The sequence below is a fragment of the Mesorhizobium waitakense genome (genome assembly GCF_056431085.1).
In genome coordinates this window covers 47,122-66,839 of sequence record NZ_JBWKME010000100.1, presented here as the reverse complement: position 1 = coordinate 66,839, position 19,718 = coordinate 47,122, and the positions used below count along the sequence as shown (strand labels likewise).

The 19,718-nt window shown below is 64.7% G+C and carries 18 protein-coding genes; 1 reads left to right on the top strand and 17 read right to left on the bottom strand.

What is annotated here, in order from left to right:
• Positions 1-108: 108 nt before the first annotated feature.
• Complete coding sequence (locus AC07FD_RS21300) at positions 109-1,890, top strand: chloride channel protein (protein WP_478351426.1); 1,782 nt, start codon at positions 109-111, stop codon at positions 1,888-1,890.
• 26 nt (positions 1,891-1,916) lie between these two features.
• Here AC07FD_RS21300 and AC07FD_RS21295 read toward each other — a convergent pair whose 3' ends face one another.
• The 17 genes from AC07FD_RS21295 to AC07FD_RS21215 all read right to left on the bottom strand — a co-directional run bounded on the left by AC07FD_RS21295 (position 1,917) and on the right by AC07FD_RS21215 (position 19,669).
• Positions 1,917-3,560, bottom strand: a complete 1,644-nt coding sequence (locus AC07FD_RS21295; protein WP_478351425.1) for an MFS transporter — start codon at positions 3,558-3,560, stop codon at positions 1,917-1,919.
• A gap of 364 nt (positions 3,561-3,924) precedes the next feature.
• Entirely contained in the window at positions 3,925-4,191 is a 267-nt protein-coding gene (fliQ, locus tag AC07FD_RS21290) for a flagellar biosynthesis protein FliQ (RefSeq protein ID WP_095084529.1), read from the bottom strand.
• Positions 4,192-4,213: 22 nt separating this feature from the next.
• Positions 4,214-4,621 (bottom strand): flagellar hook assembly protein FlgD, encoded by a 408-nt coding sequence (flgD, locus tag AC07FD_RS21285; RefSeq protein ID WP_095084528.1) that lies wholly within the window; start codon positions 4,619-4,621, stop codon positions 4,214-4,216.
• Positions 4,621-5,064, bottom strand: a complete 444-nt coding sequence (gene flbT / locus AC07FD_RS21280) for a flagellar biosynthesis repressor FlbT (protein ID WP_457150816.1) — start codon at positions 5,062-5,064, stop codon at positions 4,621-4,623. Before flbT ends, flgD begins: the two co-directional genes overlap by 1 nt.
• Entirely contained in the window at positions 5,061-5,408 is a 348-nt protein-coding gene (gene flaF / locus AC07FD_RS21275) for a flagellar biosynthesis regulator FlaF (protein ID WP_095084526.1), read from the bottom strand. The genes flbT and flaF overlap by 4 nt, the downstream gene beginning before the upstream one ends.
• 31 nt (positions 5,409-5,439) lie before the next feature.
• Entirely contained in the window at positions 5,440-6,483 is a 1,044-nt protein-coding gene (locus AC07FD_RS21270) for a flagellar hook-associated family protein (protein WP_478351424.1), read from the bottom strand.
• Between the two features lie 3 nt (positions 6,484-6,486).
• Positions 6,487-7,941 (bottom strand): flagellar hook-associated protein FlgK, encoded by a 1,455-nt coding sequence (flgK, locus tag AC07FD_RS21265; protein ID WP_478351423.1) that lies wholly within the window; start codon positions 7,939-7,941, stop codon positions 6,487-6,489.
• Between the two features lie 27 nt (positions 7,942-7,968).
• A complete protein-coding gene (locus tag AC07FD_RS21260; RefSeq protein WP_477395394.1) occupies positions 7,969-9,225 on the bottom strand; it encodes a flagellar hook protein FlgE in 1,257 nt (418 codons plus the stop codon).
• A 100-nt stretch (positions 9,226-9,325) separates the two neighbouring features.
• On the bottom strand, positions 9,326-9,994 hold the full coding sequence (locus AC07FD_RS21255; protein ID WP_111547800.1) for a response regulator transcription factor: 669 nt from the start codon (positions 9,992-9,994) through the stop codon (positions 9,326-9,328).
• A gap of 221 nt (positions 9,995-10,215) precedes the next feature.
• Entirely contained in the window at positions 10,216-10,803 is a 588-nt protein-coding gene (locus AC07FD_RS21250) for a transglycosylase SLT domain-containing protein (protein WP_477414577.1), read from the bottom strand.
• Positions 10,733-11,881, bottom strand: coding sequence for a flagellar hook-length control protein FliK (fliK, locus tag AC07FD_RS21245; RefSeq protein ID WP_478351422.1), 1,149 nt, complete (start codon positions 11,879-11,881; stop codon positions 10,733-10,735). The genes AC07FD_RS21250 and fliK overlap by 71 nt, the downstream gene beginning before the upstream one ends.
• 272 nt (positions 11,882-12,153) lie before the next feature.
• A complete protein-coding gene (locus AC07FD_RS21240) occupies positions 12,154-13,536 on the bottom strand; it encodes a chemotaxis protein MotC (protein ID WP_478351421.1) in 1,383 nt (460 codons plus the stop codon).
• Positions 13,533-14,918, bottom strand: a complete 1,386-nt coding sequence (locus AC07FD_RS21235) for a MotB family protein (protein ID WP_478351420.1) — start codon at positions 14,916-14,918, stop codon at positions 13,533-13,535. Before AC07FD_RS21235 ends, AC07FD_RS21240 begins: the two co-directional genes overlap by 4 nt.
• Positions 14,915-15,541 carry a hypothetical protein gene (locus AC07FD_RS21230; protein ID WP_478351419.1) on the bottom strand — a complete coding sequence of 209 codons (627 nt, stop codon included), beginning with the start codon at positions 15,539-15,541 and terminating at the stop codon, positions 14,915-14,917. Before AC07FD_RS21230 ends, AC07FD_RS21235 begins: the two co-directional genes overlap by 4 nt.
• A gap of 3 nt (positions 15,542-15,544) precedes the next feature.
• Positions 15,545-17,191 (bottom strand): flagellar basal-body MS-ring/collar protein FliF, encoded by a 1,647-nt coding sequence (fliF, locus tag AC07FD_RS21225; RefSeq protein WP_477395404.1) that lies wholly within the window; start codon positions 17,189-17,191, stop codon positions 15,545-15,547.
• Between the two features lie 135 nt (positions 17,192-17,326).
• A complete protein-coding gene (locus tag AC07FD_RS21220; RefSeq protein WP_095084516.1) occupies positions 17,327-18,394 on the bottom strand; it encodes a flagellin N-terminal helical domain-containing protein in 1,068 nt (355 codons plus the stop codon).
• Between the two features lie 279 nt (positions 18,395-18,673).
• Entirely contained in the window at positions 18,674-19,669 is a 996-nt protein-coding gene (locus AC07FD_RS21215) for a flagellin N-terminal helical domain-containing protein (protein WP_478351418.1), read from the bottom strand.
• Positions 19,670-19,718 lie beyond the last annotated feature (49 nt).

Here is a 19,718-nt window from a genome sequence, read left to right as displayed (position 1 = left end):
ATGCCACAATGGCGCCTTGTCTGTCGCCAATGTGGTTGCCATGCCGTGTCGCCGGGCGTATCAGGCGGACTTTCCACTGCCTCTTCCCGATATCGGCGAGCCGCCCCGGTGCTTTCCAGAAACCACAACGAAGTCTACGCCCGCCGGCTGCGCTCGGTGCTGATCAGATCGGTGCCGCTGCTCGAGGCGCGCGGCATCGCCGTGGTCATCCTGGCCGGTGTGGTCGGGGTGATGGCAGGCATTCTTGTCACGGCGATGAGCCAGATCGTGCAGGACCTGCACGGGCTGCTGTTCGGCGTTCAGCCCGGTGGCCGGCTTTCCGGCATGTTCTCGCTCGCCAACCCGATGCAGGCGCTGATACCGGCGATCGGCGGCATCCTGCTTGGACTGACGGTGATCTGGCTCAGACTGCGCAAATTCCGCACGCCGATCGACCCGATCGAAGCCAACGCGCTCTATGGCGGGCGCATGTCGCTCACCGACACCTTCATCATCGCCGGCCAGACGATGATCTCCAGCGGCTTCGGCGCCTCGGTCGGGCTGGAAGCCGGCTACACGCAGGTCGGATCCGGCCTGGCGTCGCGACTGGCGGGCATCTTCCGGCTGCGCCGCAACGATGTCCGCATCCTGGTCGGCTGTGGTGCCGCCGGCGCCATAGCAGCCGCCTTCGATGCGCCACTGACGGGCGCGTTCTATGGTTTCGAACTGGTCATCGGCATCTACTCGGTCGCCAATGTCGCGCCTGTCATGACCGCGGCGATCTCAGCCTCGCTGACGGCGGAAGTGTTTGGCGGGGTGCCGTTTCCGCTCGAGCTTTCGGGCCTGCCGGCGCTGACCGCCAGCCAGTACGTGCCGTTCCTGCTGCTCGGCCTGCTCGGCGGGGCGGCCTCGATCGCCATCATGCATCTGGTGACGCTGATCGAACGCGGTTTCAACAGGCTGTCGGTCGATGCGTCGTTGCGCCCCGTCATCGGCGGCGTCATCGTCGGGCTGCTGGGCCTGATCACGCCGCAGGTCCTGTCCAGCGGCCATGGCGCGCTGCATCGCGAATTCTCGATGAACTACGGGCTGGCCGTGGTGGCCAGCGTCTTCGTGTTGAAACTGGCGGCGTCCGCCATCTCCCTGGGCTCGGGCTTTCGCGGCGGGCTGTTCTTCGCCTCGCTGTTCCTCGGTGCGCTGCTGGGCAAGGCGTTCGCGGGCGTGATGGCGCTCGTCTCGCCGGCAACCGGTATCGACCCCGCCGTTGCCGCCGTCGTCGGCATGACGTCGCTCGCCGTCGGTGTCGTCGGCGGCCCGCTGACGATGACCTTCCTGGCGCTGGAATCGACCCGCGACCTGACGCTGACCGGCGTTGTCCTGGCGGCCTCGATCATGTCGGCCATCCTTGTGCGCGAGACCTTCGGCTACTCGTTCTCGACCTGGCGCTTCCATCTGCGCGGCGAGACCATCCGCAGCGCTCACGATGTCGGCTGGATGCGCAGCCTCACCGTCGGCTCGATGATGCGCAAGGATATCAGGACCATCCATGCCTCGACGACGCTGGCGGCCTTCCGCAAGGAAGTGCCGCTCGGCTCAGCCCAGCGCGTCATCGCCGTCGACCCGGGCGATCACTATGTCGGCGTGCTGATCGTGGCCGAACTGCACAGCGATCCCTCCGATGGCGCGGTGGCGGTGCGCGATCTTGCCAAGTACCAGGACGCGGTGCTGGTGCCGAGCATGAACGTGCAGTCGGCCGCCGAGACCTTCCAGCGCGCCGGCGCTGAAGAGCTCGCCGTGGTCGAGGATTTCGCCGACCGTATCGTGCTGGGGCTGTTGACCGAAGGCCATCTGATGCGGCGCTATGCCGAGGAACTCGACAAGGCGCGCAGGGACCTGTCGGGCGAAGGTTAGTGCACGTCGCCCAAAGGTGGCCCCGGTTAGTGCTCGATCGGCCCCTTGGCCATCACGAGCGCCGTGCCCGCGGTCGTCGGGCGCTCGATCATGCGGCGCACGCGGGGCAGTTCGTCGCCGCTGTGCAGCGCCCGCAAGCGGTCGCCGATGATGGCGTCGGCATGGGTGATGCGTCCATTGTGGCGCACATATTCGAGCCAGGTCGGCGTATGATAATGCTCGATCCAGATCGCTGGATTTTCGAGGTCGCGTGCCAGCGTCCAGTTGCGGGCGCCGTCACGGCGGCGGATGCGGCCGCGTTCGGCCATGGTGGCGAGGAACTCCGGCACGTCCTCGTCGCGGATGATGTATTCGATCATGATGGCGATCGGGCCGCTGCGCGGCTTGAGGTCGAGCGCAAGGTGCGGCTCCTTGAAGCGGTTGAGCGGATCGAGGTTGAGCACTTGCTGCTGCGGCAGCGGCAGCAAGAAGCCGATGGCGCCGCCGGCCAGCATGGCGATGCTGGCCGCGATCAGCGCGGTTTCGGCGCCATGCGCATCGGCGACGACGCCCCAGATCCAGCTGCCGAGCGCGATGCCGCCGAAGGTCGCGGTCTGATAGACCGACAGCACCCGGCCGACCACCCAGCGCGGTGTCGCCATCTGCACGGTGACGTTGAAATGCGAAAGGGCGATCACCCAGCAGGCACCGCCGACCAGCAGGCCGAGCGACGTCTGCCAGGCGTGATGGCTGACGGCGGCATTGAAGGCGCAGGCGGCAAAGCCGGCGAAGGCTGAGCGCACCATCGTCTCGCTGGATAGCAGCTGCCGTAGCCGCACGCTGATCAGCGCGCCTCCGACCGCGCCGATGCCGAAAGCGCCGAGCATGATGCCGTAGGTCAGGGCATCACCCTTGACGACATCGCGCGCCACCAGCGGCAAGAGCGCCAGCACCGCGCCGGCGCTGAAGCCGAAAGCCGCGCCCCTGACCAGCACCTTGCCGATGTTGGGCGACATGGCGACGTAGCGCAGGCCGGCGCCCATGGCCGCGCCCAGCGACTCGCGCGGCAAGGTCGAGACCGGCAGGTCGGGCTTCCAGCGCGCCAGTACGACGATGAGGCCGATATAGCTCACCGCATTGGCCGCGAAGGCCGCCGCCGCGCCGGCGGCGGCAACGATGATGCCGCCGATCGCCGGGCCGACGCTGCGGGTCAGGTTGAAGCCCATCGAGTTGAGCGCGACGGCGGCCGGCACCTTGTTGCGGGGCACGATGTCGCCGACGGAGGCCTGCCAGGACGGGCTGTTGAGCGCCGTGCCGCTGTCGATCAGGAAGGTGAAGGCCAGCAACGTCCACGGCGTCATCAGGCCGGAATAGGTGAACAGGGTCAGAAGCACCGAGACGACCAGCATGAAGGTCTGGGCGACCAGCATCACCTTGCGCCGGTCGAAACTGTCGGCGATGGCGCCGGCGACGAGCGCAAACAGCATGATCGGCAAGGTGGTCGAAGCCTGGACCAGCGCCACCTGATAGGGCGAGGTGGCGATCGTGGTCATCATCCACGCGGCGCCGACGCCCTGGATCAGGCCGCCGAAATTCGAGACGAGACTTGCGGCCCATACGGCGCGGAAAATGCCGTGCCGGAAGGGCGCCAGCGCCGAAACGCTCTCGCTTTCCGGCTTTTCGTCAATCATCGGTGGGTCCCTGCCATGTCGTGCCTGCTCGTCAGACGATCCGTTTGCTCAGATCATTTGCCGAAAGTAGGGCATGGCGGTTGAAAGGGCGAACACCTTTCGAAAAAGGTCATGGTCCAACAATGGGATAGAGGCGGTCCACGTCTTCATTCCGCAGCGGTCGAGGATCCGGATGGTTCGGCACGGACCTGCGCATGCGGTGCTTGGGTGAGGAGCTGGTGGTGAGGCCGCCAACAAGCCGCGGCACGGCTTCCGTCGACTTGTTCAGAGCGGTTCATCGTTTCACGGAAACGCCGAACCGCTCTATCTCTTGTTTTGACGCAATTCCGGACGGAAAACCGTTTCACACTTTTCCTGGAATTGCTCAGAATCCGTTCTGGATGCGCTCGAAGATGACGTTGGTGAAGGCCGATATCTGGCTGCCGATGAAGGGGCCGGTCAGCGCCACCACCAGCATGATGGCGACGATTTTCGGCACGAAGGTCAAGGTGATCTCCTGAACCTGCGTCAGCGCCTGGATGAGGGCGATGCCGATGCCGACCGCCATCGCGACCAGCACCACCGGGGCGGACGCAGTGAGCACCGTCCACACCGCGTATTGGACGATGTCGAGAGCGTCGGCCTCATTCATGGGACTGGCCCTGCCGGAAGCGTCAGCTCGCGGCCTTGATCGAGACTCCGGGGCCGACAGCGACCTCGGTGCCGTTCTGCAGCACGGCGATGAGGCCGCTGCTGGCGAGGCGCACCGACGCCACCGTGCCGGTCGTCTTGCCGTCGGCGGAGGTTATCGAGCGCCCGATCAGCGCATCGGCCTGCGACAGCGCCGAGGACGACATGATCTGGTCGAGCTTGGTGTTGGTCTGCACCGATTGTTCGACCTGCGAGAAGGTGGCGAGCTGGGCGACATACTGCGTCGAATCCATCGGCTTGGTCGGATCCTGGTTCTTCATCTCGGCGATCAGAAGCTTCAGGAACGACTGGTAGTCGACTGCTGTCTTCGAGGTCTGCTGGCTGGCCTGGTTGGCGCCAGTCGGTATCGTCGTCGTCATGTCCACGTTCATCAGTATCGTGCTCCCACAGCCAACGGGCGCGCGGCACCCGGAACATAGTCATTGTCGCCAAGCGCGCGGCGTTCGAGCGGATAGAGCGCGCGGATGGCCTTCAGCGCCTCGTAGATATGATCCTCGCCGACCATGCGGTCGATCTGTTTCAGTCCAGCGCAGATCTGGGCGTCCTCGAAGCTTGCCAGCAGCAGCGGCAGCGAACGCCGGAACATGTCGCGCGCCTCGGCCGCGCCGGCCGGATTCATCAGCATGACCTGCAGGATGAAATACAGCTGCTTCAGCGGCGTCGAGGCGTCTTCGGCCTGGATCACATGGCTTTCGAGCAGGAACTGCACGTCGTTCATCAATTCGACGGTGACCTTGCGGTCGACGCGGATGACGGCGCCGTTGATGTAGATCTTCTCGTTCGGCTTCAGCGATATCTTCAGCGTGTTGGTCATTGAATGCCGTCCCTGATGATCTGGGACACCTCGATCAGCCCTTCGAAATTGTTGGTGCGGCCCTGGCGAATGTCCTCTGCCTCGCGCAGCAGCCACAAGCCGATGGAAATGAGGTTGGCGCGCAGTTCCTTGGGCAGGGCGTTGTCGCTGGAGCCGAGATCCTCGACGAAGGCGGTCCAGACGCGGTTGGTGAAATGCAGTGCCTCGACCGCTTCCATCGAGCCGTGGCCGGCGGCCGCCGCCGCCGACAGCATGTCGATCGAGCGTGTCAGGAGCTCCCGCTCGCGGTCCTTGGCGTCGGCGACGGAGGTGCTCTGGATGTCGGCGTAGGAGAATTGATACATCGGTGGGGCTCTACCGTTCCGTTAAGCGTTGTCAGGTCAGGTAATTCAACAGGCTGAGCTGCTGCAGGCGCGCGGTCAGCGCGAAGGACGTTTCGATGTGTTGTGTCAGGTCGGCAACCCGGGTTGCGGCCTCGGCCGGATCGACGCCTTCCAGATCGAGAATGTGCCGTTCGAAAAGGTCGACCTGCGTTTTCATGCGGTCGTTCGCATCGGAAACCCGCTTCTGGACGATGCCGGTCTCGGACTGAATCTGGCCAATGCCGCTCAGCGCTTCGCCGACCAGTGCGGTGGAGCGGCTGACAACTTTGTTTTTCGCGGCCTGGCTGATGTTGCTGGACATCAGGCTGGAGACCATGGCCGCCGCCATGGCGAGCTTCTGGATGCCGTCGCTGTTGGCGCTGGTCGAGGTCGGGGTGGTTTCGTTCAGGGCGATGCGGCTGACGATCTGCTGGTCGGTGGCGTTCGACCAGTTGCCTTGCCAGCCCGGGCCCATGAACTGCGGCACGACGTCGTTGGTGATGAAGTCGTCCATCTGGGTGGCGGTGATGTTGGCCGCCGCCGGGTCATCCTGGGTGAAGCCGAAATTGGCGACGAAGGCGGCATCGAAGGCCGCTTTGGCTGGCGAGTCGGCTGCGGTGAAGTCGTTGATCGGCTTGACGTCGGTGTTGGTGCCGGCAAACAGGTACTCGCCGTTGACGCTGGTGTTGAGGATCGAGGTCAGCTGCTGGATGGTCGCCTTGCCCGAGGCTTGGGTGAGACTGTTGGAAGAATCGCTCGATGACGCGGTGGTCAGGGCGGACAGAAAGGACTGCGCCGCGGTCGAGAGCTGGCTAAGCGAGGTCTGCGTCGAAGACAAGCGGGAGCCGACCAGGCCGTTGGAGTCGATGATGACGTTGAGGCGGTCGAGATCGCGCGAGAAGGTGACGGACTGCGCGGTGCGCGCGCCGAGTGCCAGGCCGACATCGGCGACCCTGCCGGTCGAGGACTCTTTCGTGGCTTTGACAAGCTCGGCCTGCATGCGCATCTGCTGGGAGCGCATGGCGTTCGATATGGCGGCTGACGAGACTGAAGTCATGGATTATCCCACCGCGTTGAGCAAGGCCGTCATCATGTCGTCGACGGTTTTCATCATCCGGGCCGATGCCTGATAGGTGTGTTCGAGGTCGAGCAGCAGCGACATTTCCTGGTCGACATTGACGCCGGTCGCGTTGGACAGCGCCTCGGCGCTGCGCGATGCCAGCGCTTCCTTGGCGTCGGAGGCGGTCGATGCCTGCTGGCGCACGCCCTCGAACCAGCCGATCGAATTGGCCGCGTAGTCGGAAACGCTGGACGTTGCCGAAACCCCGGCGGCCGGGTCGAAGGCCATCGGCTTGTCGAGCCGGTCGCCATAGGCAACCAGAAGGTCGGAATAGGAGGCGCCGCCGCCGGTGTTGGCGACATAGGCGGCACCATTGGCACCGCCATCGCGCAGCAGCGTCGGATTGCCGCCGGCGCTTGGGTCCATCGCCGCATTGACGCTGATCGATCCGGCAAGGCCGTTGACCAACGTGCCGGCTGCCGGCACCGCCGGCGCACCGGACCAGGTGAACAGGCCGGCTGCATTGGGCAGCGCAGGCGCGGTTTCGGCAAAAGCCGTGATCAGGCCGCGCGCGGTTTCGTCGAGCTGGCTCTGCATGGTCGAGGCGACACTGTCGCGCAATTGCAGCAGACCGGCGAGCTTGCCGCTGGCGCTGGTGTTGCCGCCGGCTCCCGCCGAGATCGGCACATTGTCGATATAGACCGCGTTGCCTGCGGCACCGGCGGTGTAGCCGGCCGACGGCGCGAAGCTGACCGTGCGAGGAATGGTTTCGAACAGCGTCGTGCCGTCGCCAGTGGTGACGACCATGTCATTGTCGCCGCGCGTGAAGGTCGAGACCGGGATATAGTCCGAGATCTTCTTCAAAAGCGCGTCGCGCTGGTCGAGCGCGTCGGAGACATCGGTGCCGGAACGGGTTCCGGATATGACCGCGGTGTTGGCATCCTGGAACTGGCTGAGCAGCGAGTTGAGGTCGTCGACCGCCGTCGCGATCTGGCCGTCGGTCTGGGTGCGGAAATCCTGGATCGCCGTGGAGCCCTCGTTCAGGGATCGCACGACCTGCTTGGCGGCGTCGACGACGCTGGCGCCGAGGTTCTGGTTGGACGGCGAGGTGGCATAGAGCTGCAGCGCTTGCTGCAGATTGCCGATCGCGGTCGAGGGCGAGGACGCATTGTCGACGCCATTGACCGATACCCCCAGCTGATCCATGCCGCTGTAGAGCGCGTTCTGACCGCTCCAGGCCGACAGCGCGCTGAGGTTCTGGCGGAACAGCAGGTCGTTGGCGGCGCGCCGGATATCAACCGAACGCGCGCCCGGCGCCGTGCTTGTGACGACGGCCTGGCGGCGCGAATAGTCCGGATTGTCGGCGTCGGCGACATTGCGCGAGACGACGCTGGTCTGCCGCGCGGTGTTCATAAGCGCCGATTGGGCGATGCTCAGTGCAGTGGACAACGACATGCGGGTCTTTCACGGGCGGTGCCCGTTTTATCTCTTCAGGTTGACAAGGACGTCCATCAGATCGGAACCGGTCTGGAAGACTTTCGAATTGGCGGTGTAGCTGCGCTGTGCCGCGATCATGTTGGTCAGTTCTTCGGCGATATCGACGTTGGAATTCTCGAGTGCGCCGGAGATGATGGAGCCGGCCTTGCCCTCATTGGCAAAGCCGATACGGACCGCGCCGGATTCGGTGCCCTGTGCGTAGACGTTGCCGGGCAGCGCGTTGAGCTGGTCCGGGCTCTGCACGTCGGCCAGCGGGATCTTGTAGAGCGCCTTGGTGGAGCCGTCCTTGTACTGCGCCGAGATGGTGCCGTCCTTGCTGATCTGGATCTTGTCGATGGTGCTCGGTGCGTTGCCGTTCACCTGGGCATCGGAAACGGTGAATCCGGCGCCGAGCTGGGTCAATGCCGACAGGTCCAGCGAAAAGGCGGCGCCGCCGGGCACCGTCAGGCCGACGCTGTTGACGGCGCCGGTGAGCTTGCCGGTGGTGGTGTCGAAGGTCAGGTTGGCCGAGCCCAATGCGCCGCCGGTGTAAGGGAACGACGTCCCGGCGGTGGCCTTCGACTGATCGAAGACCGCCACCTGCCAGGTGCCGGCGCCGGTGTTGGTGAAATAGACGTCGAGCAGCTTCTTGTTGCCGAGATTGTCGTAGGCGACCATCGAGGATTTCGACGTGTACTGCGCGCCCGCGGCGTTGGTGGTGGGCAGATTGCCGGCGGCGACCGGCGTCGCGCCTGCCGGCAGGTTGCCGCTGTAGGTACCCTGGGTGCTCGGCGTTGCCGTCATCCCCTGGTCGGAGATGAGCACCGGGGTCAGGCCCTCGAAGCCGTTCACTGTCGCCGCCGGCACGCCGTTGGCGTAGCTGTAGGCCATCAGCTGGAAGCCGGCCGCGTTGACCAGCCTGCCCTCAGCATCGGGAACGAAGGCGCCGGCCCGGGTCAGGAAGGGTGTTCCGCTCGGATCTTGAACGACGAAGAAACCGTCGCCGTTGACGGCAAGGTCGGAGACCGACGTCGTGTATTGAAGCACGCCCGGATCGCTGACCGCCTGCCGGATCGTCGTGGTGACGCCGCCGGAATTGTAGGCGCCGCCCGTGCTCGGCATGACCAGCGACGAAAATTCGGCGGAGGATCGCTTGTAGCCGGTGGTGTCGGAATTGGCGATGTTGTCGGCCGTGGTGGACAGCCGGTTTGCCTGTGCATTCATGCCGGAAACGCCGGTCCGCATCATTCCGTAGAGGCTCATCGAAACGTCTCCCCAATGTGGATGCCGCTGGCTCCAATGCGGATGCCACTGGCTACGAGGCTACGCATCCTGTCTTGCGCGAGGCTGGCGCGGGGCTGCATCAGAAGACGAGCCGGTAGCCAAGGAAGCGCTTGGAATCGATCGGGTCGGTGCCCAGCTTCTCGCGCAGCTTCTTGCGCAATTTGCTGATGTGGCTTTCGACCACGTTCTCCTCGACCTCTTCGTCGAAGATGCCGTAGATGGCATTGAAAACCTGGGTCTTGGTGACGCGGCGGCCGCGATTGCTGGCCAGATATTCGAGGATGCGGCGCTCGCGGCGCGGCAAGGGCAAAGGCTGGCCGTCGATCTCGGGGTCGCGGCCATCCATGAAGATGCGCATGGCGCCAATCTCGGTGTAGGCGACATCTTCCTGGGCGCGGCGGCGGATGGCGGTGATGCGGGCGAGGATCTCGCGGATGTGGACGGGCTTGCGAATGACGTCGTCGACGCCGCTCTCGAACAACCGCAGCGTGTTTTCCAGCGAGTGCTGTTCGCTCAAGGCGATGACGGGTGCGCCGGTGCGGTCGCGGATCTGACGGGGAGAGATCGAGCCTTCGCGGCAGTCGCCGATCAGGAAGGCCCGGACCGACCTCAGGTCGGTGTCGGCCGCCGAGCTTACCCACTCGCCGAACTCGCCCGGCGCGAAGCCTGCGCAGGCGACACCCTCACGGTCGAAAAGTGAATTGTATCCCTCTGTTACGAGCTCGCGCTCGTCAACGATTACAATCATCGGCCCGCCTCCGAATCAAATCATTTGCCCCGTGAGAAAAGGCGTATCCGCTGGCGAGAATCCTGAACAACCGTCATTTCTTGTAGCTAGTTTCTTGGGAGTCTGGAATCGCGCCGGTTGCATTAGCCTGCAACCAGATATGCTTTCGGCGGCAAGTTCTGGCCAAGTCAAAACGACAATGCAGGACCGCGCGAACGGCGTATTGGATGCCGAAGATACGCCTACGGGTTGCAGAAGCCGCGGGCGTTCGCGGTCCATTTTCCAAAGCCGGTGGCGACCATATTGGCAATGACGCGGCAGACATAGATCTTCTGCGCCGGATCGTTGTCGGGACCGGCATGATAGCGGGCGACGGCCATCGACCAGGTCTCGTGACGGGCATGGAGGCTGGCCAGGAAGCGCGCCGCATAGTCGACGTTCTGACGCGGATCGAGCATGTCCTCGACGCTGCGGAAATGCGACGCGTGGTAGTGATGGTTGATCTGCATGCAGCCCAGATCGATGAGCGTCTTGCCTTCGCGCCGAGCATTGGCGAATGCGGCAAGGGCCTCTGCCCGGCTTCTTGGGAAGACTGCTTTTCCCTCTATATTCAAGGCGTTGGGCTGAAGGCTGCCCTTGTTTCCGGTTTCCGTGAGGCCGACGGCATAGAGGATGCCGGCGGGCACGCCATAGCGGTCGGCGGCACGCAGGATCTCCGGCTCGCAAGGGTTGGTGGCGGCAGCGGCAGCGCCTGCCGCGCTAGATAAACATATCGCCGCCAGCGCGCTCGCGAGAAGGTGAAGTGCCGCGGCCGTAGTCCTGCGCGTCATCATTGCGGTTTCCTGCGGATTGCTGACCCGGTTGCTGACCACCCGCTCCACCATTGCCCCCGCCCGGGTTTCCGGGTTGGAAGGATGACGGATCGCGGCCCGATGCGGTCGGCAAGGGGGCGGTCGCATCGGTGCGGGTTGCAGCAGCAACTGCTATCGAGGGTTGCAAGATCGTGACCTTGTCAACCTCGAAACCGAGCCCGCGCAGCGATTTGACGATGGCCTCGCTGTCGGCGGACAAACGACGATAAGCGTCGTGTGTTGCGGGCTTCAGTTCAATCGAAAGTTGTTCCCCCGAGAGGCGAAGGTTGGCCGTCACCATGCCGAGTTCGGCGGGGTGAAGTTCGATCTTCAACACATGTGTCGGAACGGCAACAGGGCTGGCCAGCTGGGTGGCCGCGGATGAGGCTGGAAGGGCCTTTTGCGGGCCGCCATCGGCGGCTATGGCGTTGACCACATTGAGGGCTGCCTGGCTGATGGGACTTTGCGGTGGCGCCGGGAAGCTCTGTTGCGACACGACGTCGATGCGTGTGGCGGACAGGGATTGTTTTCCGGCTTCGGGCCGTAACGAGGACTGGACATCCTCGATGCTTTTCATCACCGGCGCGGTGTGTTTCGATTTCACGCCGGGCACATCGGCGGTTGTGGCGTCCGGCAGCTTCTGGGCCGTTACGACGGTGTCGCGCTTAGGCGTGCTGGAGGCAATTCCGGCAGCGCTCGGCGGCTGGCCGTCAAGCTCCGTCAAAGGCCCGTCGACGATCGACACCTGCTCCGGCTTCGACTTGGTTTCGACGATTTCGTTTCCGGCCGTGGACTTCGACCGATAGGTTTTTGGGAGCGGAGCCTGCGCGTTGAGCGCCGGGTCCGGCGGGCTCTCGCCGTTAGCCGCGTCGCGCCCGCTTGCCTTGGTCGATGTCGAGAAATGGCGCAGGTCATGGAACGCGATCAGCAGCGGCAGATGGTCCTGAAGCGGCACGGCATCCGGGTCCGGCGCCGACTCTTCGGCGTCGGCATCGTCCTTGTGCGCCTTTGCTTCCAAATCGTCCTTGGCTTCCAAATCGGCCTTGCCGCTCTTCACGGTCGGCACCTTGGCCGAGACGATCTTTCCGGTGTCGGCCGATGTCGGCTCGGCCTTGCCGCCATGCCCGGCAAGACTGGCGGCGAGCTTGCCCCAGCGCTGCTCGCGCGATCCCGCCTCGGTCGTCGGATGCCGTTCCGGGCGGGCCGGACTGGCCTCGCCATGCAGGATTTTGCCAAAGCCCGCGTTGTCCTTCTTGCCGTTCGCGGCCGGTTGCTCCGGCGTCGCGCGCGCGGTGGCAAATCCTGGCAAGGCCGAGCCGAGGCTGGTGGTCATTTGGGGGCGGCTCCAAGCATCTGGTCGATCAGGTCGAGCTGTCGACGTGTTCTGGTCATGGCGGCATCGGTCGGGTCGGTGGGCTCGGGACTGGCCGCGGGCGATGGCGCCGACGCCTGCACGACGGTCGCCGCATCGGCTGGTGCAGACACAACCGTCGGCGTTACCGGAGCACTGGCGGCCGGTCCGCCGGAGGCGGCAGCGACGGCGGGTTGCTCGGCGATGGCGCCTTCGACGGGTGGCAGCCCGCTGGCGTCGGCGCCCTGCGCCGCGACGGTTTCGGGCGCTGGCGGCCGCTCGGTCGCGACAGGAACTGGCATTTCCTCGGGGAGGGGGGCGGGCGGTGCGACGACTTCGCCGGCAATGGCCTGGGCGGCGTCGAGCAAGGCGCGGTCGCCTTCGGACAGCTTGCTGCGGTCGATCTTGCCGAGCTTGGCGCGCACGTCTTCGATGGTGCCCGAGGTGACGGTGGAAAGACTGGCGTAAAGCAGGGCGCGCGGATCGTCCTGGTTGGTGTTGCCGTCGCGACCCTGCTCGGCCCGCGCCGAAGCGAAGGTCGACAGGTCGTTCAGACCGTCGATCGCGGCACGGCGGGCGATGCGCAGGTAGATCACCTTCTCGCGCTCGGGATCCATCATCGAGGTAATGTCGGCCAGCTTGTCCTGGCTGATCGACATGTGCAGCGCAATGACGCCGGAGACGAAGGAGTCGGCGAACTGGCTGGCATAGGGCGAATAGAGGTAGCGCTCGACATACTGTGTCGACGCGAGTGCGAAGCGTGCCGCGTCACCCTGCGCACCCGCAATGCCGACCGAACGGCGCAGTGCTGCTTCCTCGACCAGCGTGCCGGGGCTGAGCAATCTTGCCTCGTCGAGCAAACCGAGCGCCGCAGCCGGCTGGTCGCCGGCAAGCAGCGAGCCTTTGACCAGGGCAAGGAAAGCGCCGAGATCGGGAGGCAGCGTCATCGGATCGATCGGCTTCAACGCTTCGATCGCCTCGCCGGGCCGGCCATTGAGATAGTCGATAATCCCTTTGGCCACGGCAAGGCTTTGCGGGTCCGTCGTGGCGCGCGACGTGGCCGCCTCGACAGTCACCGGGTTGCCGCCGCTCATGCCGTAGACAAGCAGGGCGCGAAAATTCTTGGGATCCTTGAAATCCTCGGCGTCCGCCGTGCGCAGGCGCGCATCCACCATCTCGAGGAGCTTGGCCTGCATCGGCAGGGCGGCATGATCGCCAGCGGCGATGCGGTCCTGGATGAGCTGCAGCGAGCGCACCAGCTGATACGGCTGCAACGCGTCCTGGGCGAAGCCGGCTGACGGATATCCGCAGGCCAGCAGCAACAGGCCAATCAACCGGCTGGTGACGGCCGCCCGCCTCATCCGCCGGCCGCCATCAGGATTTCGATGCGACGGTTCACAGCCGCCAATGGATTCGCCGGGTCCTTCGGCTGGCGGTCGGCGAAACCGGCGACCTCTGTGATGCGGCGTTCATCGACGCCACCGCGCACGAGCATGTAGTAGGCGGAATGCGCGCGCGCCGTCGACAGCCGCCAATTGTCGTAGCTGTCGCTGCGGAATGGCCGTGCGTCGGTGTGGCCGTTGATGCTGATGGTGCCCTTCTGGCTGTTGACGATGCGGCCGATCTTTTCCATCGCCAGCACCAGTTCGCGGCGCGGCAGCGCCGAGCCGACCTCGAACATGCCGAAGTCGAGCTGGTCGGTGATCGAGATGACGACGCCCTTGTCGGTGGCTTCCACCGAGACGCCGTCATGCAGCTTGTCGCCGGGCTTGAAGGCATCGGCCAACTGCCGCTTGACGTCGGCGGCAGCCTTGACGGCGGCGGCGGTCGGCGCCTTCTCTCCGGTGTCGGGCTTGGCATCCTCTTGCGCCTTGGCCTCGGCCTTGGCCGCGTCCGTGGCTTTGGTGTCGTCTGGTTTGTTCTCGCCCGGCTTCGCGTCGCTTGGCTTCGTGTCTGTTGGTTTGGTGTCGCCGGCCTTCGTCGTTGCCGCGTCGGGGCTCGCGGCTTGCTTGCCGGTCGTGTCCCTTGCCGGCGGTTCGACAGGTGCGGCCGCGACGGGTGGCACGGCCTTGACCTTGGGCACTTGCGTCTCGGCAACCTTGTCAGCGGGCTTGGCAGCATCGCCCTCGATTTTGGCTCGCTGGGCACTGGCTTCGGCGCCGGGCGCCGCCACCTGCTGCGACCAGAAATCAGGCTCGAACGGATCGCGATAGGAGGCGCCGCCGGAAGCGCCGGTCGCCGGGCCGGCAGCCTGGGCGCCGCCATCGCCCTTCTGGCTGACATTCTGCATGACGCCGGTATCGGTGGCGATTTCCGAAAGCACCGCGTAGGGGTCGGCGAACAGATGCTCGTCGGAGTGTTCCGCCTGCGGCAGTTCCTGCTTCTCCTGTTTGCGGTCCGCGGAGCCATCGCCGTCCTGGCCGGCCTTGTTGGTCGCCTTCTGCGGGTTGTCGGCCGTCGTTCCCATCGCGCGCGGACCGTCGCCGAGATCCTCCAGACCCTTGCGGCTCGAATTGCGGTCGACCAGCTTGACCGGGTTGAAATAACTGGCGACGGCTGCCTTGGTCTGCTCGTTGGCGGCATTGATCAGCCACATGACCAGGAAGAAGCACATCATCGCCGTCATGAAGTCGGCGAAGGCGATCTTCCAGACGCCGCCATGGTGACCCTCATCGTGGTCGTCGTGACCACGACGGACGATGATGATCTCCTGGTGAACCTGTCCGGCATCGGCGACGCTCATGCCAGGACCTCGGAAAGGGTCGTCGACCATTCGGCCATGCGCGTCTCGAACACCGCCTCGTCGATGGCGACCGTGAGATCGAAGCCTGGTGTCTCGGTGAAGTCGAGATTGGCGGCGCGGGGCCCGAGCGATGCCTTCAGCGTTTCGAACAGCGAGAGCGGGCCGCGCACGGCGATGCGCACGGCTTCGGCATCGCCGACCGCTTCGCGTATCGCGCCGGCAAGCGCCTCGATCGAGCGTTTCTGCAGATCGTCGCTGACGATGCCGCCGATCATGCGGGCGACGGTGGCGGCGACCAGCCCGGTCACGCGCGCCTCCATGGCATCGATGCGCAACGAGACCGCCTTGCCGACATCGTCGCCGAGGCTTTCGAGAAATACCCTTGCTTCCTCGGCATTGGCCTGGCGTTCGGCTTCGAGCGCGGCTTCATGGGCAATCGACAGGCGTGCATCGAGTGCCGCCTCGGCCTGGGCAACCGCTTCCGCGATCAGCGTGCCGATATCGGCTTGCGGTGCCGGCGCGTCTAGCTTGTGTTCGGGATCCGCCGCGGCCCGGGGCTGACCGACACGTTGCGTGCGGGTACCGAAATCAGGCAGAAGGTCGAAAAGGGCTACGGAGGGCATGGTTTAGGCCGCGACTTCCTGAGCGGCCCATTTGCGCAGGATCTGCGCGGTGCGCTCCTCGTTGAGGTCGACCATTCGGGCAAGCCGCTCCTGCGGCGCCGGCCTGATCTTCTGGCGAAGATCGTCGAGCGGTGTCGGACCGGGGCGCGCACCGGGCAAGGCGCCGACGCCAGCGCTTTCGGCGTTTGCGCTTGCTTCGGGTGTCGGTAGCGAGCGCTGGACGTCTTCGTAGCTGGGGCCTGCCAGGGCCGGCGTCGCCTTTGCCGTCAGCGCCGCCGCCATCGGCCTCAGGCCGAAGAAAGCGACCAGGAACACCACGACGATGAAGGCGCCGGCGTTGATCAGCGTGCCGGCATGCTGGCCGATGGAATCGAGCATCCCAGCCTGCGGGATCGCCTCGCCGTCCAGCCCGTCGATGAACTCGACCGCCGAGACGTCGATGACGTCGCCGCGCTTGTCGTCGAAGCCGGTGGCCGAGGTCACCATCTTCTGGATCTCGGCGACGCGCTTGGCAATCTGCTCCGGCGTGGCGTCCTTGCCGAGGATGGTCACCAGGCGTTGCTGGTTGACGACGACGGCGATCGACATCTTGGTGACGGTGTAGCCGTTGGAGACGGTGGCGATCTTCTTCGAGTTGATCTCGTAGTTGGTGATCTCTTCCTTGCGGTCGTTCTGCGAGGAGGATTGCGGACCGTCGGTGGCGGTTGCCTGGGTCTCGGGCAGGTTCTGCTCGACGCTGGCTGGGGTCGAGGCCTGCTTCTGGTTGTTGTTTTCGTTGGCGCGCACCGACTGCACCGAGCGCTCGACGCGTGAATTCGGATCGAAAATGGTTTCTTCCGTCTGGCGGGTGTCGGTGTTGACCTCGGCCTTGACGCTGGCGCGGAAGTTGTCGGGGCCGAGATAGGCCGTCAGCGCACGGCGGATGTTGTCGCCGATCTGCGCCTCGACGGTCTGCTCGACACCGAGCGTGCGGGCGGCGCTGGTGTTGGAAGGATCATCGCCCGCTGCCAGCAGATTGCCGCTGGAATCGAGCACGGTCACCTTGTCGGCCGACAGGCCAGGGACAGCGGCGGCGACGAGATGGCGGATCGACATGGCGCTCTTCTCGGCGTCGATGCCGGCGTAGCGGATGACCACCGATGCCGACGGCTGCTGTTCGTCGCGGCGGAAATTGGCGCGTTCGGACATGACGATGTGGACGCGCGCCGCCTTGATGCCTGAAATCGACTGGATGGTGCGGGCGATCTCGCCTTCCAGCGCGCGCACGCGGGTGATCTGCTGCATGAAGGAGGTGAGGCCGAGCGAGCCGACATTGTCGAACAGTTCGTAGCCGGCATTGGCGCTGGTCGGCAGGCCCTTTTCGGCAAGCAGCATGCGCGCCTGCGCGGTGGTGCCGGCCGGAACCAACACCGAGGTTCCGTCGGCGCCCACATCGAAGCCGATGCCGGCTTCGCCCAGCACCAGGCCGATCTGGTTCACGTCGGCGCGGTCGAGCCCGACATAGAGCGTGTCGTAGGCGGGACGGTTGAGATAGACCGAGGCGATGCCGATGACGCCCATCACCAGAACGGCGATGCCAGCCAGCATGGCAAGGCGCTTGACGCCAAAGCCGCGAAGATTCGAGATGATGCTCTGGATCTGTTCCGGCACGGTTCGACGACTCCCAGCATGACTGTCCGCCGGAACAGTAGTCTTCGAAGCTTGTGCGAAAATGAAATCGGGCCGCGCTTGCGGCGCGGCCCGTTAATCGGAGTGCGAAAAGGACGGTGCCGGTGGCGCCCGCGACTAGTTCTTGAACAGCGACAGGATGCTCTGCGAAGCGCTGTTGGCGATCGACAGCGACTGGATGCCGAGTTGCTGCTGAACCTGCAGCGCCTGGAGCCGGGTCGATTCCTTGTTCATGTCGGCATCGACGAGCTGGCCGACACCACGGTCGATGGAGTCCATCAGGCTCTGGGTGAAGGTCTTCTGCAGGTCGATGCTGCTCTTGGCCGAACCGAGGATGGTTGCGGAATCGGTCAACTGCGCCATGACCTTGTCGATCCTGGTCACCATCTGGGTGATGATGTCGTCGGTTACGCCGGCCGCGGTGATGTCGAGGTTGTAGGCGGAGATGTTGTCGACCTTGGGGACGACCGCTCCCGCCGCCGCCTGGCCAGCAGTGTTTGCCGCGATGTCCGTTGCTCCGCCAGCGAGCGCGGTCGCATAGGCGTTGTCATACAGGGTCTGGGCGGCTCCCGTGGCATAAATCGAAGTCTGGCGATCGAGGGTGCCGCGATTCTTGACCTCGGTGGCAAGGCCGTAGTCGAAAAGCTTGGTGCCCTCGACATCGATGTCGATCGTTCCGATCGAGACGGCGCCCGACGAGGAGCGATTGAACGAGGACACGATCTGGGAGTCGGCCTGGACGCCGTCATTGGGGGCGGCAGTCTGCTTGGAGGTCACCGCAAGGAAATTCGAGCCGGAGAAGGTCGCCGCATCGGCAAAGGACTTCATCTGCGCCTGAAGCGCATTGATCTCGGTCTGGGTTTTTGCCTTGGCGGCATCCGTCTGGCCGACGGTCGAAAGCAGCTTGGTCTTGATCTGGCCGATCGTGGTCAGCACATTGTTCATGCCGGTGTAGGCGGTGTCGACTTTCGAGGCGCCGAGGCCGAGTGCATCCTGCACCGTCGACAGGGCCGAGTTGTCCGAGCGCATCGTGGTGGCGATCGACCAGTAGGCGGCGTTGTCCGAGGCCTGCGAGACACGGTAGCCCGTCGAGATGCGAGCCTGCGTCTGTTCGAGCGACTTGTTGGTGGCGCTGAGGCTTTGAAGTGCGGTTAACGCCGCAGCGTTTGTCATGATGCTCGCCAAGAAAGTCGCTCCTTCTCAAAAACCGACATGCTCAGACATGCCGGACAGGCCTGTTCAACGGGTGGCATCGTGCCAGTCGGACCGATTCGCCAACGGTCGTAAGCTATTGGTTAACCATAACTAGCGCGGCATGGTTAACAGCCTGTTAAAAGCTGGCCTTTGAGAGTTAAGGAACGAGCATTGTGCGAGGCTTGCAAAGGCAAGTCGAGCAAACGCAAATCGGGCCGCGCTTTTGGCGCGGCCCGATGTTTAGTGCGAACTGTGATCAGGCGTAGACGATTAGCCGCGGAAGAGCGACAGGATCGACTGCGACGATCCGTTGGCGATCGACAGCGCCTGGACGCCGAGCTGCTGCTGGACCTGCAGGGCCTGCAGACGGGTCGATTCCTTGTTCATGTCGGCATCGACGAGCTGGCCGACACCGCGATCGATGGAGTCCATCAGGTCGGAGGTGAAGGTCTTCTGCAGGTCGATACTGCTCTTGGCGGCGCCGAGCGTCGAGGCGGAGTTGGTCATGTCGGCGAGCGCGGAGTCAATGACGGTCAACATCTGCTGGATCTGACTATCGCTGGCAGCCGTGCCACCTGTGAAGATGGAAAGCGAGGCGGCCGAATAGGTGTCCGTGGCCGCTGCAGCAGCGCCCAGGGTCGGGGCCGAGGCCGTGGCGGTGGCCACACCGGTGGTGCCGAGGCGCTGCGTGTCGAGGATGCCCTTCGCGAGACCCACGGTGGTGCCAGCTTCATACAGCTTGATATTTTCCACCTTGACGTCGATGGTCGAGATCGAGGCCGCGCCGGCCGCGTCACGGTTGAACGCCGAAAGGATCTTCACATCGGCCGCCGTCGTGGCCGTCGTGCCGCTGTTTACGGACAGCATATTGGTGCCGGAGAAGGTGGCGCCGTCGGCGTAGGACTTCATCTGCGCCTGGAGAGCGGTGATTTCGGTCTGGGTCTTTTCCTTCGAGGCATCCGTCTGGCCGTAGGATGCCAGCAGCTTGGCCTTGATCTGGTTGATGGTAGAGATCGCGCTGTTCATGCCGGTGTAGGCGGTGTCGACCTTCGATGCGCCGAGGCCGAGCGCGTCCGAAACGGTGGACATTGCCTGGTTGTCGGAGCGCATCGTGGTGGCGATCGACCAGTAGGCGGCGTTGTCCGAAGCCTGGGAGACGCGATAACCGGTCGAGATGCGGGCCTGGGTGGCTTCGAGGTTCTTGCTGGTGGCGTTGAGGCTCTGCAGCGCCGTCAACGCGGCGGAGTTCGTCATGATGCTGGACATGGGTACGCGTACCTTGATTTTACAGGTGTTTTTTTGACATACCGGGTCT

Excerpts from the sequence above, each read along its gene's own strand:
- AC07FD_RS21240 (WP_478351421.1), bottom strand. The coding sequence starts at position 13,536 with ATGAGGCGGGCGGCCGTCACCAGCCGGTTGATTGGCCTGTTGCTGCTG.
- AC07FD_RS21230 (WP_478351419.1), bottom strand. The coding sequence starts at position 15,541 with ATGCCCTCCGTAGCCCTTTTCGACCTTCTGCCTGATTTCGGTACCCGC.
- flgD (WP_095084528.1), bottom strand. The coding sequence starts at position 4,621 with ATGAACGTGGACATGACGACGACGATACCGACTGGCGCCAACCAGGCC.
- AC07FD_RS21255 (WP_111547800.1), bottom strand. The coding sequence starts at position 9,994 with ATGATTGTAATCGTTGACGAGCGCGAGCTCGTAACAGAGGGATACAAT.
- AC07FD_RS21295 (WP_478351425.1), bottom strand. The coding sequence starts at position 3,560 with ATGATTGACGAAAAGCCGGAAAGCGAGAGCGTTTCGGCGCTGGCGCCC.
- AC07FD_RS21270 (WP_478351424.1), bottom strand. The coding sequence starts at position 6,483 with ATGACTTCAGTCTCGTCAGCCGCCATATCGAACGCCATGCGCTCCCAG.
- AC07FD_RS21235 (WP_478351420.1), bottom strand. The coding sequence starts at position 14,918 with ATGAGCGTCGCCGATGCCGGACAGGTTCACCAGGAGATCATCATCGTC.
- fliQ (WP_095084529.1), bottom strand. The coding sequence starts at position 4,191 with ATGAATGAGGCCGACGCTCTCGACATCGTCCAATACGCGGTGTGGACG.
- AC07FD_RS21260 (WP_477395394.1), bottom strand. The coding sequence starts at position 9,225 with ATGAGCCTCTACGGAATGATGCGGACCGGCGTTTCCGGCATGAATGCA.
- flgK (WP_478351423.1), bottom strand. The coding sequence starts at position 7,941 with ATGTCGTTGTCCACTGCACTGAGCATCGCCCAATCGGCGCTTATGAAC.
- AC07FD_RS21250 (WP_477414577.1), bottom strand. The coding sequence starts at position 10,803 with ATGACGCGCAGGACTACGGCCGCGGCACTTCACCTTCTCGCGAGCGCG.
- AC07FD_RS21215 (WP_478351418.1), bottom strand. The coding sequence starts at position 19,669 with ATGTCCAGCATCATGACGAACTCCGCCGCGTTGACGGCGCTGCAGAGC.
- flaF (WP_095084526.1), bottom strand. The coding sequence starts at position 5,408 with ATGTATCAATTCTCCTACGCCGACATCCAGAGCACCTCCGTCGCCGAC.
- flbT (WP_457150816.1), bottom strand. The coding sequence starts at position 5,064 with ATGACCAACACGCTGAAGATATCGCTGAAGCCGAACGAGAAGATCTAC.